Source organism: Amycolatopsis sp. 195334CR (assembly GCF_017309385.1).
In the GTDB taxonomy this organism is placed as follows: Bacteria; Actinomycetota; Actinomycetes; order Mycobacteriales; family Pseudonocardiaceae; genus Amycolatopsis.
In genome coordinates this window covers 4,056,886-4,073,644 of record NZ_JAFJMJ010000001.1, presented here as the reverse complement: position 1 = coordinate 4,073,644, position 16,759 = coordinate 4,056,886, and the positions used below count along the sequence as shown (strand labels likewise).

Sequence of the window (16,759 nt, the reverse complement as noted above, 5' to 3'; positions counted from 1 at the left end):
CAAGTGGTGCCCCGCTCGGTTTATGCCCGGGTCAGCCCGGCATCGGCAGGTCAAGCTGCTCAGGTCAGCGCAGGGGAAGCCGGACGCAGGTCAGGTCCGGCCGGTCAGCGTAGGGACGCCGGGCGCAGGTCGGTCCAGTTGGTCTCGACGTAGTCCAGGCACTCCTGACGCGGGGCCGGCCCGAAGGCGACCGTCCAGCCGGCCGGTACCTCGGCGAACTCCGGCCACAGGCTGTGCTGCTGCTCCTCGTTGACCAGCACCGAGAACGTGCCGTCGGGGTTGTCGAAGGGATTGCTCATCGGTTGTTCTCCTTAACGGGGGTTTCCGGGGAGGCCGTGGCCTTGGCCAGCACTTCGAGCAACGACGCGGCGAACTGTGCCGCGGTGTCGGCTTCGAAGAGGTCTGTGGCGTAGCTCAGGTAGCAGGGCACCTCGCCGGGGGCTTCGAAGAAGCTGAGCGTCAGGTCGGCGTTGGTGGTCCCGAGGCGGATCGACTCGTAGCGCGCGTTCTGCCCACTCAGCTCCAGCGCGGCGACGGTCTCATGGTGCACGAGCATGACCTGCGGACCCCGCCAGCCCGGCACCTCGGCCAGCACGTCGGCGAGGGCGGCGTCCTGGTGCTCGAAGGCGCTCAAGTCGGTTTCGCGCACTCGCGAGAGCAGCTCGGTGAAGCTGGGTTCGCCGCTGGTGTCGGTGCGGAGCACCACGGTGTTGAAGAAGCAGCCGACCAGGTCCGCGAGGCGGTCGTCCTCGCGGCCGGCGACCAGTGCGCCGATGGGCAGGTCGGTACCGGCGCCGAGCTTCGTCAGCACGGTGGCGAGCGCGGCCTGCAAGACCATGAACATGCTCGTGCCGGTCTGCTGGGCGAGTGCGTCGACCGCGGCGTGCAGGTCCGGCTCGATGGCGAACTCGACGAAGTCGCCACCGCGGCTCGGCTCGGCGGGGCGCGGCCGGTCCGATGGCAGGGCCAGCTCGGTGGGCAGGCCGCGCAGCACCTGTCGCCAGTAGCCGAGGTGCTTGCCCTCCTGCTCGTGTGCCCAGCGGCCGTAGTCCGCGTAGCCGACCGGCAGGGGCGCGAACTCCGGAGCGCGGCCTGCCATGCGTGCGGCGTAGGCGGTGTCGAGGTCACGCAGCAACGGCACGACCGACCACTCGTCGACGCCGACGTAGTAAGCGGTGAACAGCAGCGCCTGCTCGCCGGACTCGAGCGGGACGAGGCGGAAGCGAGCCGGTGGCTCGGCGGTCAGGTCGCCGCCTTCGAGCACGAGGGCCTCGAGGTCGCCGTGCGCGGTCTCGAGGATGCGGCCCGGGTCGCGGAGTCGCTGCCAGACCTCGCCCTCGACCTCCTCGAAGACAGTCGACAGCGGCTCGTGCCGGGCGAAGACGTCGCGCAGTGCCGCGTCGAGGGCGGCCTCGTCGAAGCCTGGTGAGCGCATGGCGAGCGCGATGTCGTAACCCGGTCGCGGGCCCGCGGCCTGGTACTCGGCCCAGCGTTGGCGCTGGACCGGGGCCAGGGGCACGCGCTCGGGTCGGGGTTGTGCGTGCAGGTTCGTACCCGAGCTCGCCCCCGCACCTGCGGTCGCGAGCAGGTCAGCGAGGCCGGCGACGGTGGGTGCGTCGAAGACGTCGCGGATGCGCAGTTGCGAGCCGAGCTCCGTGCGGATGCGTGCAATCAGGCGCATGGAGGCCATGGAGTGGCCGCCCAAGGCGAAGAAGTTGTCGTGGAGGCCGACCCGCGGCAGGCCGAGTACCTCGGCGACCAGGGTGGCCACCGCTTCCTGGTCCGCGGTGACGGGCTGGTCGTCGCCGGCCAGGACCGAGAAGTCCGGGGCGGGCAGCGCGCGGCGGTCCAGCTTGCCGTTCGGGGTGAGCGGCAGCGGGCCGTCGAGCTCGATCAGCAGCGACGGGATCATGTACTCCGGCAGCAGGTCGGCCAGGTGGGCGCGCAGGTCGCGCTGGTCGACAGCCGTGGTCGGCACCAGGTAGCCGACCAGCCTGGCGACGTCGCCGGTCCGGTCGACGGTCACCGTGGCCTGGCCGATCGACGGGTGCCGGGACAGCGCGGCGGCGACCTCGCCGGGTTCGATGCGGAAGCCGCGGATCTTCACCTGGTCGTCGACGCGGCCGAGGAAGTCGATGTTGCCGTCCGCACGCCAGCGCGCGCGGTCCCCGGTGCGGTACATCCGCGAACCCGGCTCGCCGAACGGGCAGGCGACGAACCGCTCCGCCGACAGCGCTGGCCTGCCGAGGTAGCCGCGGGCGAGACCGCGGCCGGCGATGTACAACTCGCCGACCACGCCGGGTGGTACCGGGCGCAGGTACTCGTCGAGCACGTAGGCCGTGGTGTTCGGGTCGGGCACGCCGATGGGCACCGCGCCGGCGTGGCCGTGCTCGGCGCGCCAAAGGGTCGAGTTGACCGTGGCCTCGGTGAGGCCGTAGGCGACGAGCAGGTTGAGCCGGTGGGCCCAGCGCTCGATCACGTCCGGGGGCACGACTTCGGTACCGACCAGGATCGTCGAGCCGTCCGGCAGGTCGCAGTCCGGTGGTAGGGCCGAGACCAGGGAGGGCGGCAGGATCATGTGCGTGATCCGGCGTTCGCGCAGGAAGTCGGTGAGGGCGGGACCGGCGACACGCACCTCGTCGGGGGCGATGACCAGGCGGCCGCCCACGCACAGGGCCATGGTCAGCTCGAAGGCGGCGACGTCGAAGCCGACCGAGGCGAACTGGAGCACGCGGCTGTCCGCGGTCAGCTGCATGCGGTCGATGGCGGTCGCCGCGAGGCTGGCGATGCCCTCGTGCGGGACGATCACGCCCTTGGGGCGGCCGGTGGAGCCTGAGGTGTAGATGACGTAGCACGCTGAGTCGAGCTTGGCTGGGCCCGCGCCCAGAGCCGGGACCGCTGGACTCGATGCCGAGGCCGGGCTTGGTGCCAGGTGCTGGTCCGGGCTCGAGTGTGAGGTCTGGGCCGGGGGCGACTGCAGAGTCTGGGCTGGGGGCGAGGTTGGGAGCAGGGGCGCGGTGTCCAGGTCTAGGCGCTGCACGCCCTCGACTTCGGGGACGGGGTCGGATTTGGTGGCGACCACGAGACGCGCGCCCGAGTCGGTGAGCATGTAGGCGATTCGGTCGGCCGGGTGCGCGAGGTCCAGCGGCAGGTAAGCGGCACCCAGCTTGAGTACCGCCAATACCGTCGCCACCATCTCGATCGACTTCGGCACCGCGATGCCGACCACGTTCTCCGGTCCGACGCCGTGCGAAGCGAGCAAGTGCGCGACCCGGTCCGCCTGCTCGTCGAGTTGCCGGTAGGTCACCGAACGCGCGCGGTCCACCACGGCGACCGCGTCCGGCGCGGTCCAGACCCGGCCGGTGAACAGTTCGGTCAGTGTCTCGGCGGGCACGTCCCGGTCGGTGGCGTTGAACGCGTGCAGCACCTGCTCCCGCTCAGCGGCAGTCAGCACCTCCAGCGAGCCGACCGGTCGGCGAGGTTCGCTGCCGACCTGGTCCAGGAGGCGGACCAGCCGGTCGGCCAGGGCCGAGGCCGTGCTCACGTCGAAACGCTCGGCCGAGTAGTTCAGCTGCAGGGTCAGCTCCCCCGCCTCCGGCCGGTCGATCACCACAAAACCGAGGTCGAACTGTGAGACGCCGGTGTCGGCGTCCAGCCATTCCGTGGGCAGGCCCAGCACGTCGGGGTCGCCGCCGGGGCGGTGGTGGTAGGCCACCATCACCTGGAACAGCGGGTTGCGCCCGGTCACGCGCTCCGGGTTCACCACCTCGACGACCCGCTCGAACGGCAGGTCCTGGTGCTCGAACGCGGCGAACGACACCTCCCGCACCCTCGACAGCACCTCGTCGAACGCCGGGTCGCCGCTGAGGTCGGTCCGCAGGACGAGCGTGTTCACGAAGAAGCCGACCAGGTCCTCCAGCGCGGCGTCGGTGCGGCCGGCGATCGGGGCGCCGAGCGGAATGTCGGTGCCCGCACCGAGCCGGTGCAGCAGGGTGGCAACCGCGGCGTGCGCCAGCATGAACATGCTCGCCCCCGACTCGGCGGCCAGCTCCCGCAGCGGGCGCGCGATCCGGTCCGGCACCTCGACGCGGACCTTGCCCCCGCGCCCGGTGGGCCGGGGCGGGCGCGGCCGGTCCGCGGGCAGGGCGATCTCCTCGGGGAGGTCGCGCAGCGCCTCAGCCCAGAACTCCGCCTGCCGCTCACCGGAAGGCCCGCTCAGGAGCGCGCGCTGCCAGAGCGCGTAGTCCGCGTACTGCACCGGCATCGGCGCCCACTCCGGGGCGGCGCCGTCGAGCCGCGCGCGGTAGGCGGTGGCCAGGTCGGTGAGGAACGGCCGGTCCGACCATTCGTCGGTGGCGATGTGGTGCAGCAGGATCGCCACCACGTGGTCGTCGGCACCGAGGCGCAGCACGTCGGCCCGGATCGGCACCTGGGTGCCGAGGTCGAACGGGCGCCGGACCAGCTCGTCCAGGTCCGGCAACTCGGTCACGTCGCGCACCACGAACTCCGGCGCGGGATCGTCCAGGACCAGCTGGTGCGGCTCGCCGTCCCGCTCGGGGAACACCGTGCGCAGCACCTCGTGCCGTCGCAGGACGTCACCGAGCGCGAGCCGGAGGGCGTCCACGTCGAGCGCGCCGGTCAGCCGGAACACCAGCGGGAAGTGGTACCCCGCACCGCCGCCCATGCGGTCGAGCAGCCAGAGCCGCTGCTGAGCCGAGGACAACGGCACCAGTGCCGGGCGCTCGGCGGACTCGATCGCCGGCCGGGCCGGGGTGGCGCCGGTGCGCAGGGCCAGGTCGGCGGGGGTCGGCGCCTCGAACAGGTCGCGGATCGCCAGCTCCGCCCCGAGGTCGGTGCGGGCCCGGCTGATCAGCCGCGTGGCCAGCAGCGAGTGCCCGCCGAGGTCGAAGAAATTGTGCTCGACACCAACCGAAGGCAGGCCGAGGACCTCGGCGAAGAGCCGGCACAGCACCTCCTCGGCGTGCGTCTCCGGTGCTCGCGACTCGGTGAGCCGAACGGCGAGGTCCGCCTCCGGGAGGGCCTTGATGTCGAGCTTGCCGTTGTCGGTGAGCGGAAGTTCGTCGAGGACGACCAGCGCCGACGGCACCATGTAGTCGGGCAGGCTCTGCTTCAGATCGGTACGCAGCATGGAGGCGAGTTCCTCGGCACCGCGTGCCGAAGAAGGGGCGCTGCTTCCGGCCTGAACCTCACCGGTCGGCCGCGCCGGGACCACGTAGCCGACCAGGCGCTTGAGCCCGGGCGCCGACGGGTCCGGCCGCGCGATCACCGCCGCGCGCGCCACCTCGTCGAAACCCGCGAGCACGGATTCGATCTCCCCCAGTTCGACGCGGTAACCCCGGACCTTGACCTGGTCGTCGGTGCGGCCCAGGAAGTCGATGATGCCGTCCGGCCGCCGCCGGACCAGGTCCCCGGTCCGGTACATCCGCCCACCTGTCGCCCGGCCGCCGGCCGGCCCGAACGGATCGGCGACGAACCGGTCCGCGGTCAGCGCCGGGCGTCCGAGGTAACCACGCGCGAGCCCGGCCCCGCTGATGTACAGCTCCCCGGCCACCCCGTCCGGCACCGGCCGCAGCCACGGGTCGAGGATGTACGCGTCGGTGTTCCAGATCGGCCCGCCGACCGTCGGCGTGCGGCTTTCGGTGGTGCCACCGCCGAGCGTGTTGATCGTGTACTCGGTCGGGCCGTACAGGTTGTACCCGTAGGTGTCCTCGGTTTCGAGCAGCCGCGACCACACCTGCTCGGACACGGCCTCGCCGCCCAGCAGCACCAGCACCGGCCGGTGCCTGCCGTCGCCCCGCTCCAGCAGCCCCTGCTCGAACAGGAGGTGCGCGTAGGTGGGCGTGACGTTGACGACGTCGATGCGGTGGGTGTCGCAATAGGACACCAAAGCCTCAGCGTCGCGGCGCAGTTCCTCGTCGCAGATGTGCACTTCGTGGCCCTCGACGAGCCAGAGCAGTTCTTCCCACGACATGTCGAAGCCGAACGAGACGGTGTGCGCGATCCGCAGCCGTCGTCCGCCCGCGCTGGCCACCGCCGGGCCGAAGATGGCCTCCTGGTGGTTCAGTTGCATGTTGGTCAGCCCGCGGTACGGGGTGACCACGCCCTTCGGCCTGCCGGTCGAACCCGAGGTGTAGATGACGTACGCGGGGTGTTCCATGCGGTCGGCTCGATCCCGTTCGAACCCTGGACGCTCCACATCGGATAGTGAATTTCCGTCGTATGTGGACAGGTCTACTTCGTCGAGCACCAGCCAATCCCGGGCCTCGCCGGTGGCCAGTCGCGTGGCTCGCACCCCGGAAGTGGTGACCACGCACCACGGCGAGGCGTCCTCCAGCATCAAGGCGAGCCGGTCGGCCGGGTAGTCCAGTTCCAGCGGCAGGTAGGCGGCACCGGTGCGCAACACCGCGAACAGGGCCACCACCATGTCGATCGACCGAGGCAGCCCGAGCGCCACCACGCGCTCCGGACCGGCACCGTGCGCGAGCAGCAACCGCGCCATCCGGTTGATCCTGGTGTCCAGTTCGGCGTAGGTCAGGATCTCGTCACCGAAGACCAGCGCGGTCGCGTCCGGTGTGCGTGAAGCTTGCGACTCCAGGAAGTCGGCCACGGTGTCGCGGGGCAGCTCATGTCGTTTACCGGACCAGGTCGCCTCGAGTTCGCGCCGTTGTTCCGCCGTGGGCGCCCCCAAGGTGCCCACGCGCGCGGACAGGTCGCCGATCATTTCCCTGACCAGCCCGGCAAACCGGTCAAGCAGCGCGGTCGCGGTCGTCGCTTCGAGCACATCGTCGCGATAGGACAGTGTCACCCGCAGCCGCTCGCCCGGCGTGAGGATCAGCGTGAGCGGGTAGTGGGTGGCGTCGAAGTTGGCCAGCGCGGTCACCCCGTGCCGGGAACGCAGTTCGCCGAAGCGTTCCTCGCCATCGGCGTTGCGCAGCGCGAAAAGGGTGTCGAAGAGCTGACGGTGCCCCGATTCCGACTGCACGACGCCCAGGCTCATGAACTCATACGGGTTGAGCGCCATCCGCTCGTCCTGGAGTCGCCGCAGCAGGTCGGCTACCCGCTCGGCGGGATCCAGCGTGACGCGCACCGGCACGGTGTTCAGGAACATGCCGACGATCGACTCGATGTCGGGCACCTCGGTCGGCCGACCGGCAACGGCCGCACCAAAAACTACGTCCTCCCGACCCAGGATTCCCGCGAGCACCATGGCCCATGCGGCGTTCAGCACGCTGTTGACCGTCACGCCGTGCAGGCGCGACTGTTCGCGCAGCCGTTCGGTTTCGTCGGAGGTGAACAACGCGTCCAGGTTCGTCGGCGTCACCGGTTCACCCGGGCGGTCCGCCGGGCCGATCAGCGTCGGCTCGTCGAGCCCGGCCATGGCTTTCCGCCAGGCGGCGGTGGCTTCCTCGATGTCCTGTTTCGACAGCCAGGACAGATAGTCGCGATAGGACCCAGAGGCGGGCAACGCGACGTCCGGTGAGTCGTACAACCCCAGCAGTTGCTCGATGAACAACCACGCCGACCAGCCGTCCCACAACAGCAGGTGACGGTGCAGCACCACGCGGTCACGATCCCCGCCAAGCCGGATCAGCAACACGCGGAACAGCGGCGGGGCGCTGAGGTCGAATCGCTTGCCGCGGTCCTCGGCCATCAACGCGGCCAGGCGTTCGGCTTCTTCGTCCTCGGACAGTCCGGAAAGGTCCACTTCGGACACCGGAGGCTCGGCGCCGGCGAGCACGAACTGCACCGGGCCGGACAGTCCTTCGCTGGTGAACCCGGCACGTAGACTGGCGTGCCGCGCCAGCAGCGTCGCGCACGCGGACCGCAAGCGGTCGAGGTCCAGGCGCCGGTCGAAGTCGATCGCTTCCTGCACGGTGTAGACGTCGATGCCGGAGCTGTCGTAGGCCGAATGGAAGAACAAGCCTTCCTGCAGCGGGGACAACGGCCAGACTTCGGCCACCGGACCAGGGCTGGTCCGTCGAACCCGCTCCATCTCGACGTCGCTCAGCGAAAGCAGCTCGACATCCTGGTCCACAGTGGACCCCTGGGCAACGGTGGCGTGCGCAGCCAGCGCGGCCGGGGTGCGTCGCGTGAACACGTCGCTCGGGCTGAGCACCAGACCGGCCGCGCGTGCCCGGCTGGAGACGCTGATCGACGAGATGCTGTCGCCGCCGAGCAGGAAGAAGTCGTCGTCGGCGCCGACTTCGGTCAAGCCGAGCACGTCCGCGAACACCTCGGTGAGCAAACGTTCGCGAGCCGTCTCCGGAGCCCTCTTGCTGGTGCTGCGCTGTTCCGGCGCGGGAAGTGCGGCGGTGTCGAGCTTCCCGCTCGGCGTCAGCGGCAGTTCGTCGAGCACCACGAAGGCGCTTGGGATCATCGGCGCGGGCAGCACTTCCGCCAGTTCGGCGGGCAACGCCGCCGGGTCCGCCGAGCCCACGAGGTAGGCGACCAGCCTGCCGTCCCTGGCGATCACGGCCGCCCTGGTGACGCCCGGCTGAGCGGCCAGCGCCGCCTCGATCTCGCCGAGTTCGACCCGGTTGCCGCGGATCTTCACCTGCCGGTCGGTGCGGCCCAGGTAATCGAGCACGCCGTTGTCCCGCCGCGAAACCAGGTCGCCGGTGCGGTACATCCGCGCACCCGGCTCACCGAACGGATCCGCGACGAACCGGTCCGCCGTCAGCCCAGGGCGCGCGTGGTAACCCCGCGCCAGCTGGACCCCGGCGAGGTACAACTCCCCCGGGACACCGTCGGGCACCGGTCGCAGCGCCGAGTCGAGCACGTACAGCCGGGTGTTCCACACCGGACGTCCGATGGGGACGGTCGTATCCGATGCGCCGTCGAACGGCTGGTAGGTGACGTCGACGGCGGCTTCGGTCGGTCCGTACAGGTTGTGCAGCGGCACGCCGGTCAGCGCGTCCCAGCGGAACGCGGCGGCACCGGGCAGTGCCTCACCGCTGGCGAACACACGGCGCAGGCTCGCCGCCCAGCTCGGATCGGCGGTCACCTCGTCGGCAGCGAGGAAAGCCCCCAGCATCGACGGCACGAAGTGCATGGTGGTGACGCCCTGCGCGCGGACCAGTTCCGCGAGGTACGCCGGGTCGCGGTGGCCGTCCGGCTTGGCGAACACCACGGCGGCGCCTTCGCACAGCGGCCAGAAGAACTCCCACACCGACACGTCGAAGCTCGACGGGGTTTTCTGCAGCACCCGGTCTTCGCTGGTCAGACCGTATTCGTACTGCATCCACGTGAGCCGGTTGACGATGGCGCGGTGGGTGACGAGCACGCCCTTGGGGCGGCCGGTGGAGCCGGAGGTGTAGATCAAGTACGCGGGGCTGTCCGGGCCGCCCTCGCCCGGCGCGGCCTCCGGGACGTCGTCCCGAACCGACTCGATCTGGTCCCCCGGCCTGACAACCAGGCGGGCGCCGGAATCTTCGAGCATGAACGTGATGCGGTCAGCCGGGTAGTCCGGGTCGACGGGCAGGTAGGCAGCACCGGACTTCAGCACACCGAGCAACGCGACCATCAACTCGGCGGATCGCGGGACGGCGACCGCCACGACCTGCTCAGGACCGGCGCCGCGGGCGCGCAGCCGGTCCGCCAGCGACTCCGCGCGCCGGTCAAGCTCCGCATAGGACAGTTCAGCGTCCTCGGCGATGACGGCGATGGCGTCCGGCGTCCGCGCAACCTGTTGCGCAAACGCTTGCACCAGCGTTTTCTCGGGCACCTCGTGGTCCGTCGCGTGACGCGCGTCGATGCGTGCGCGTTCGTCTTCGGAGAGCAGCGAGACCTTGGCGACGGGCTGGTCCGGATCGGCGGCGATGGCCTCCAGCACGCGGACGAACCGGGCCGCAAGCGTTTGCGCCTGCTCGGGAGCGAGGCGTGCGGCGTCGTACTTCAGGCTGAACTCGAGCCGCTGTCCCGGTGCGACGATGAGCGCGACCGGGTAGTGCACCGCGTCGACGATCTCCACATCGGACACTCGCAGCGCACCACCGACGTCGCCGGCCTGCGGGTAGTTCTCGACGACCACGAGCGTGTCGAACAGTTCGCCCTGCGCCCCGGTCATCCGCTGCAGCTCGGACAGGCCGAGGTGCTGGTGGTCGAGCAGGGCCGCCTGCTCCTGTTGCAGCCTGGTGACCGTTTCGGCGAGGGTGTCCCCCGGCGCGTATCGGAAGCGCAGCGGCACGGTGTTGATGAACAGGCCCACCGCGGCTTCGATGCCCTCGACTTCGGCGCCGCGGCCCGAAACCGTGCTGCCGAACACCAGGTCGTCGCGGCCGGTGAGCTGCCCGAGCAGCAGACCCCACGCGCCGTGCAGCACGGTGCCCACGGTGAGGCCGCGCTCGCGGGTCTTGCCCACCAGGCGGCTGGTGGTGCGTTCGCCGAGCTGGAGGTGCACCTTGCCCGGCTGCCGACGGCCGCGTGCGCTGGGAACCAGCCGCGTCGGTTCGTCCACTCCGGACAATGCGCGGCGCCAGGCGTCGCGGGCGGCTTCGTGGTCGCGGCTCGCGAGCGCGGCGAGGTAGGCGCGCCGGGAACTGGTCGGCGGCAGCTCGGCGGGCGTCGCGTACCGCGCGAGCAGCTCGCGCACCATCACCACCACGGACCAGCCGTCCGCGACGATGTGGTGGAAGGTGATCGCGAGCCGGGTGCGTTCACCGCGGACCAGCGTCGCGCGCAGGAGCGGCGGGCGTTCGAGGTCGAACGGTGTCGTCCGGTCCACTTCCAGTTCGGCGTCGGAATCCACTTCACGCCAAGGAAGTTCGGCGTGCCCGGTGACGATCTGCACCACCTGGCCGTCTTGCCGCTGCCGGAAACCGGAGCGCAGGGAGCCGTGGCGATCGAGCAGATCCTGCGTGGCGCGGCGCAGCGCGTCGGGGTCGACGGGGCCGTCGAGGTCGAAGATCTCCTGGATGGTGTAGACGTCGCCGGCTTCCGGATCGAACCGCGCGTGGAAGAAGAAGCCTTCCTGCAACGGAGTCACCGGCAGGACTTCCTCGACTTCACCGAACCCGGCCAGTTCGTCCTGTTCCAGCTCGATCGGCGCGATCTCCGGTTCCGGAACGGCTTCGCCGGTCTTCGCGACCGCGACGCCCGCGAGCTTTTCGACCGTGCGGTGACTGAAAACCTGCCGCGGCGAGATCTCCAGGCCGAGTCGAGCGGCGCCGAGCACCAGCCGGATCGAGGTGATGCTATCGCCACCGAGCATGAAGAAGTCGTCCTCGATGCCCACGGTTTCCAGGCCGAGCACGTCGGCGTACAGCTCGCACAGCAGGTGCTCGCGCGGGGTGCGCGGGGCACGGCCGGTGCTCAGAGCGCCGAAGTCGGGCATCGGGAGCGCGGCGCGGTCGAGCTTGCCGTTGGTCATGATCGGCAGGCTTTCCAGTGCCACGAACGCCGAAGGCACCATGTACGCGGGGAGCCGATCCTCGACGTAACTGCGCAGGGCCTTCATCAGCACGCCCGCGTCGCGGAAGGTCGCGGGGGTGTTGGCGTAGGCGGCCAGCTCGCGGAACTCGGTGCTGGCCGGGCGATAGACGTCGACGGGCGGGGTGCCGGGCGCGGTCAGCACGGCGTCGAACTCGCCGTTCAGAGCATCGCCGGTCCAGGTCAGCGCGATCTCATAGCCAACTTCCGCCGCCAGCGCGGCCACGGCCTCGGGATCGACGCCGGTAGCCGGGTCGTCACCGCCGTCGACCGCTTGCAGGGCGGTAAGATCCGGCACGAGGCGGGCGTTCGGGACACCGGTGACCCGCAGGCTTTCCGGCTTCTCGGCGGTCAGTCGATCGCGCAGCCCGTCGAGTCCCGGCCAGGTTAGTTCCATTGTGGACTCTGACGACTTGGCCGGTTCCTTGCTCAGCACGACGTCGTACCGGTGCCGACTCAGTTCGTTGTCGTAGGTCGCGCGCTTGAGGCGCACGTCAGCGGTGACGCCGAGTTCAGCGGCCAACGCTGGGAAGAAGTCGGGGTCGAGGAGGAGTTCGCCTTCCCAGGCAACGGCCGCGTCAACCGCGACACGGGAAGCGTTCTCGCCGTGGCGCTCGACCTCCACTGCCGCCCGCAGAGCCCGCAAGGTGCGCAAGTTCCTCATGTCGCCGAGGAACACGGATCCACCGGGCGCGAGCAGACCGGTTGCCTGGCGCACCACATCAGCCAGGTAGGAGGCACTCGGGAAGTACTGCGCCACCGAGTTGATCACCACGGTGTCGAAGAAATCCGAAGGCAGACCGGAGAAGTCATGGGCGGGCTGGGCTCGGAGTTCGACCTTCTCCGCGAGCTCGCTGTTGATGCGCTGCCTGAGCACGGAAATGACCTCTTCGGACAGATCCAGGCCCCAGTACTTTTCGCAGTCTGGCGCGACCTGCGACAGGATCAGTCCACTTCCGACACCGATCTCTAGGACGCGCTTCGGCTGAAGTTCGCGGATGCGGTCCACTGTGGCCGCACGCCAGGACCGCATGTCCTCCAGCGGCAGGGCTTCACCGTCGTAGGTGCTGTTCCAGCCACTGAACCCCTCGTCGTCCGCGACCGAGTACAGCAGTTCGTGCAGGCCCTTCCACTGGCTCACCTGCGCCAGCTCGGTTTCCTCGTTCTGCTCGGTCGTTTCCGGTACGACGTAAGCAACGAGGCGGCGGTCGCCGGGCTTCACCTCACGCGGCACCACGGCCACGCGGCCGACGGATTCGTGTTCGGCCAACACGGATTCGATCTCGCCGGGTTCGATGCGGTGCCCACGGATCTTGACCTGGTGGTCGGCGCGGCCGAGGAAGTCGATGTTGCCGTCGGCCCGCCAACGGGCCCGGTCGCCCGTGCGGTACATGCGGTCGCCGGGGTCACCGAACAAATCGGCGACGAATCGCTCGGCAGTGAGCCCCGGGCGCCCGGCGTAACCACGCGCGAGCCCGCGTCCGGCAACGTAAAGCTCGCCCTCGGCGCCGACCGGCACCGGGCGCAGGTGGTCGTCGAGGATGTAGCAACGGGTGTTCGGGTCCGGCCTGCCGATCGGTACGGGGCCGGTCCAGTCCGGCTCGGCGAGCCAGAGGGTGGAGTTCACCGTGGCTTCGGTGAGGCCGTACGCGGCGACTACGCGCAGGCGGCGCGACCAGCGCGCGATCAGTTCGGGCGGCACGGTTTCGGTCCCGACGACGAGCACCGCGCCTTCGGGCAGCTCGCAGTCCGACGGCAGCGCGGCCACCAGCGACGGCGGCAGGATCATGTGCGTGGCGCCGTTTTCCGCGATGTATTCGGTCAGCTCGGGACCGGGGACGCGGCGGTGCGACGGCACCAGGACCACCCGGCCGCCCACGCACAGCGACATCACCAGGTCCCAGACCGTCACGTCGAAACCGACGGACGCGAACTGCACCACGCGGCTTTCCGGCCCGATGCCGAGGCGGTCGGTCGCCGTGGCGATCAGGCTGCCGATGCCGTCGTGGGAGAGCACCACGCCTTTGGGCAGACCAGTGGACCCAGAGGTATAGATGACGTAGGCGGCCCCGTTCAGCTCATGTGGACTGTCCACATCGGTATCCGAAAGCGCTTCCAGGCCCAACGCTGGATCGTCGAGCAGGATCCGCTCGGTGCCACTCGGCAGCTCTCCGGCGAGATCCACTGTGGACAGCACGTGCCCGGCGCCGGAGTCGGCGAGCATGTAGGCGAGGCGGTCTTCCGGGTGGTCCAGGTCGAGCGGCAGGTATGCCGCACCGGCCTTCATCACCCCGAGCAACGCCACCACCAGCAACGGGGTGCGCGGCAGCGCGACGCCGACCACGTCCTCCGCGCCGACGCCGCGCTGCTGGAGCAGGCGGGCCAGGCGGTTCGCCGCGGAGTTCAGCTCCTGGTAGGTGAGGCGTTCGCCCTCGCACACCAGCGCGATCGCGTCCGGCGCGCGTCGCACCTGCGCCTCGAAAGCGACCGGCCAGGTCAGCTCGGGCACCTCGCGGTCGTCACGACCGAACTCGGCAATGAGCCGGGTCAGCTCCGCATCGGACCGACCCGGCTCGGTGAACTGCCCGGTCACCTGGTTCCGGCCCCGGTACCCGCGTATTCCGGCTCAGGCGCGGCCGTGCGGCGCGCCAGCAGCGAGCCCAGGATCTCCCCGACGCGCACGGCGGTGTTGGACAGCAGCGAGGAGGTGATGCCGTGCGAATGCTCGGTGCCACCCTGCAGGTAGATGCCGCCGCGCACCTCGTCGGCGGTCCGCAGCCGGTAGTCGCGCTCGATCAGCAGCCTGCCGTCGTGGTCGCGGCGGCAGAATCCGGCCAGGTCACCGAGCAGCGGCGTCGGGTCGGCGGGGCGGTACCCGGTGGAGTAGACGACCACGTCGGCGTCGAGCACGGTCTGCTCGCCGGTGGTCAGGGTGGCGATGGTGGCGCGCACGCCGTCCGGGGTCTCGGTCACCTCGACCGGGCGGGACACGTTGAACATGCGCAACCGCTCCACGCCCAGCACCTTCTCCTGGTAGACGCGGCGGTACAGCTCGTCGATCAGGTCGAGGTCGACGGCGGAGTAGTTGGTGTTGGCGTGGTAGCCGACGAGGCGCTGCTTGAAGGCTTCCGGTGAGTCGTAGAAGTGGTCGACCGCTTCCGGGTCGAATATTCGATTCGCGAAGGAGCTGTCGTCGGCCGGGCTGTAGCCGTAGCGCGCGAACACCGAGCACACCTCGGCCCGCGGGAAGCGCTCGTGCAGGAAGGCGGTGACCTCGGCGGCGCTCTGCCCGGCGCCGACCACCACGAACCGCGACGGGTCGGCGGCTTCGAGCTTCTCCACCCGGTAGAGGAGCTCGTGGTTGTGCCAGATCCGTTCGCTGGTCACCACGCCCTCGGGCAGGTTGGGGCGGAGACCGGTGCCGATGGCCAGGTTGCGGGCGCGGAACACGGACTCGTCGCCGGCCTGTGTGCGGACGCGCACATCGAAGTACTCGACCGCGTCACCGTCGGTGACCGGCTCGATGGCGACGACGTCGCTGTCGTAGGCGACCAGGTCGTCCACCTTGGCCGCGCACCACTCGAAGTAGTCGTGGAACTCGATCCGCAGCGGGAACAGGTTCTTGTGGTTGATGAAGTCGACCAGCCTGCCCTTGGCGTGCAGGTAGTTGAGGAAGCTGAACTCGCTGGTCGGGTTGCGCATGGTGGCCAGGTCCTTCAGGAAGGAGACCTGCATGGTCGCGTCGTCGATCAGCATGCCGCGGTGCCAGCCGAACCGGGGCTGGCGCTCGAGGAACTGCGCCGTCACCGGCTCGCCGGGGCCCGCGTTGTACTCGGCGAGGGCGATCGCGAGGGCGAGGTTCGACGGACCGAAGCCGACCCCGACGAGGTCGTAGACCGGGATCTGCGGTGCGGCGTGCGTCGTTCCCGTATCTGGCATACCTGTCCCATTTCCAGCGGCTGGTGGCCGCGACCTCGGCGTAATACAGCGCTTACCTAGGGGACCCTAACCTAACTTAGGCGAGGCTCTACTAGTACGTTCGTGGGTGATGTACCTCTCCGCTCGACACGGTTGCACTCTTTAGGCAAGGCTTGCTTAACTGCCCCGGTTTGCGCCGCAGCCGACCTGAGGAGCCCCATGCGTGTAGCGATGTTCGGGTACCAGACCTGGGGGCATCGCACCCTCGAAGCCCTGCTGTCCGGCGGGCACGAGGTGGTGCTGGTGGTGACGCACCCGAAGAGCGAGCACGCGTACGAGAAGATCTGGTCGGACTCGGTGGCCGACCTGGCCGAGGCCAACGGCATCCCGACGATCCTGCGGAACCGGCCAGACGATGAGGTCGTGCGCAGGCTGACCGAGGCGGCGCCGGACCTGATCGTGGCGAACAACTGGCGCACGTGGTTGCCGCCGGAGATCTTCGACCTGCCGCGGCACGGCACGCTCAACGTGCACGACTCGCTGCTGCCCGCCTACGCCGGTTTCTCACCGCTGATCTGGGCGCTGATCAACGGCGAGCCGGAGGTCGGCGTGACCGCGCACATGATGGACGCGGATCTGGACGCCGGCGAGATCGTGCTGCAACGGGCGATCCCGGTGGGGCCGAAGGACACCACGACCGATCTGTTCCACCGCACGGTGGACCTGATCGGCCCGATCGTGACCGAGGCGCTCACGCAGATCGAGCAGGGCACGGTGCAGCCGGTCAAGCAGGACCGGTCGAAGGCGAGCTTCTTCCACAAACGGGCCATTGAGGACAGCCGGATCGACTGGACCTGGCCCGCCGCCGACATCGAGCGGCTGGTGCGCGCGCAGTCGGATCCGTATCCGAACGCGTTCACCTACCACCGCGGTGCGCGGCTGCGAATCGTTCAGGCCTCCGTTTCGGCGGGTCGGTACGGGGGGACGCCGGGTCGCATCTTCATCCCGGAAGGGGACGGCGTGGTGATCGTCGCCGGCGCCGATGCGCGGAGCGGGCGGAACCACGGGCTGCTGATCGAACGGGTGCGCACCGAAAACGACCAGGAACTCGCGGCCGGCGACTACTTCCGGACCATGGGTGGTTATCTGACGGGACAACCCTGACGATACCCCGGCGCGGCGGGGGCTCCCTCGAGTTGTCCACAGGGGACGGGTTGTCCCCAGGGTGCCGCTGAGCAGGCCTTTTGGACGGGGGCGGCGGGTAGGATGGTGATAGGGGCCGCCCCCTGGGAGGGTGGGGGCCTGTCGTGAGGGCTTGGGCTTTGCTGCTTTGCAGTGGGGTGGGTGGCGCTCGGCTGTTTTGGGGGCGGGTCGATCGGCTTTTGTTGAGAGC

Annotated in this window: 3 protein-coding genes and 1 pseudogene; 1 reads left to right on the top strand and 3 read right to left on the bottom strand. The window is 69.9% G+C overall.

From position 1 onward, the window contains the following. Positions 1-104 precede the first annotated feature (104 nt). The 3 genes and pseudogenes from JYK18_RS19655 to JYK18_RS19645 form a co-directional block, all read right to left on the bottom strand. Positions 105-299 carry an MbtH family protein gene (locus tag JYK18_RS19655; RefSeq protein ID WP_153035317.1) on the bottom strand — a complete coding sequence of 65 codons (195 nt, stop codon included), beginning with the start codon at positions 297-299 and terminating at the stop codon, positions 105-107. Then, positions 296-14,002 (bottom strand): annotated as a pseudogene (locus JYK18_RS19650) (amino acid adenylation domain-containing protein); the annotation flags it as partial. The pseudogene JYK18_RS19650 and the gene JYK18_RS19655, both read right to left, overlap by 4 nt. Positions 14,003-14,037: 35 nt before the next feature. Beyond that, a complete protein-coding gene (locus JYK18_RS19645; protein WP_206803415.1) occupies positions 14,038-15,387 on the bottom strand; it encodes a lysine N(6)-hydroxylase/L-ornithine N(5)-oxygenase family protein in 1,350 nt (449 codons plus the stop codon). Positions 15,388-15,585: 198 nt separating this feature from the next. Here JYK18_RS19645 and JYK18_RS19640 point away from each other — a divergent pair, with 198 nt between their 5' ends. Next, the gene (locus JYK18_RS19640; protein ID WP_206803414.1) at positions 15,586-16,530 is read left to right on the top strand and encodes a methionyl-tRNA formyltransferase; all 945 of its coding nucleotides are present in this window, start codon (positions 15,586-15,588) and stop codon (positions 16,528-16,530) included. Positions 16,531-16,759 lie beyond the last annotated feature (229 nt).

What these genes read in the sequence shown, in the direction of transcription:
- JYK18_RS19655 (WP_153035317.1), bottom strand. Translation starts at nt 299, where the DNA reads ATGAGCAATCCCTTCGACAACCCCGACGGCACGTTCTCGGTGCTGGTC.
- JYK18_RS19645 (WP_206803415.1), bottom strand. Translation starts at nt 15,387, where the DNA reads ATGCCAGATACGGGAACGACGCACGCCGCACCGCAGATCCCGGTCTAC.
- JYK18_RS19640 (WP_206803414.1), top strand. Translation starts at nt 15,586, where the DNA reads ATGCGTGTAGCGATGTTCGGGTACCAGACCTGGGGGCATCGCACCCTC.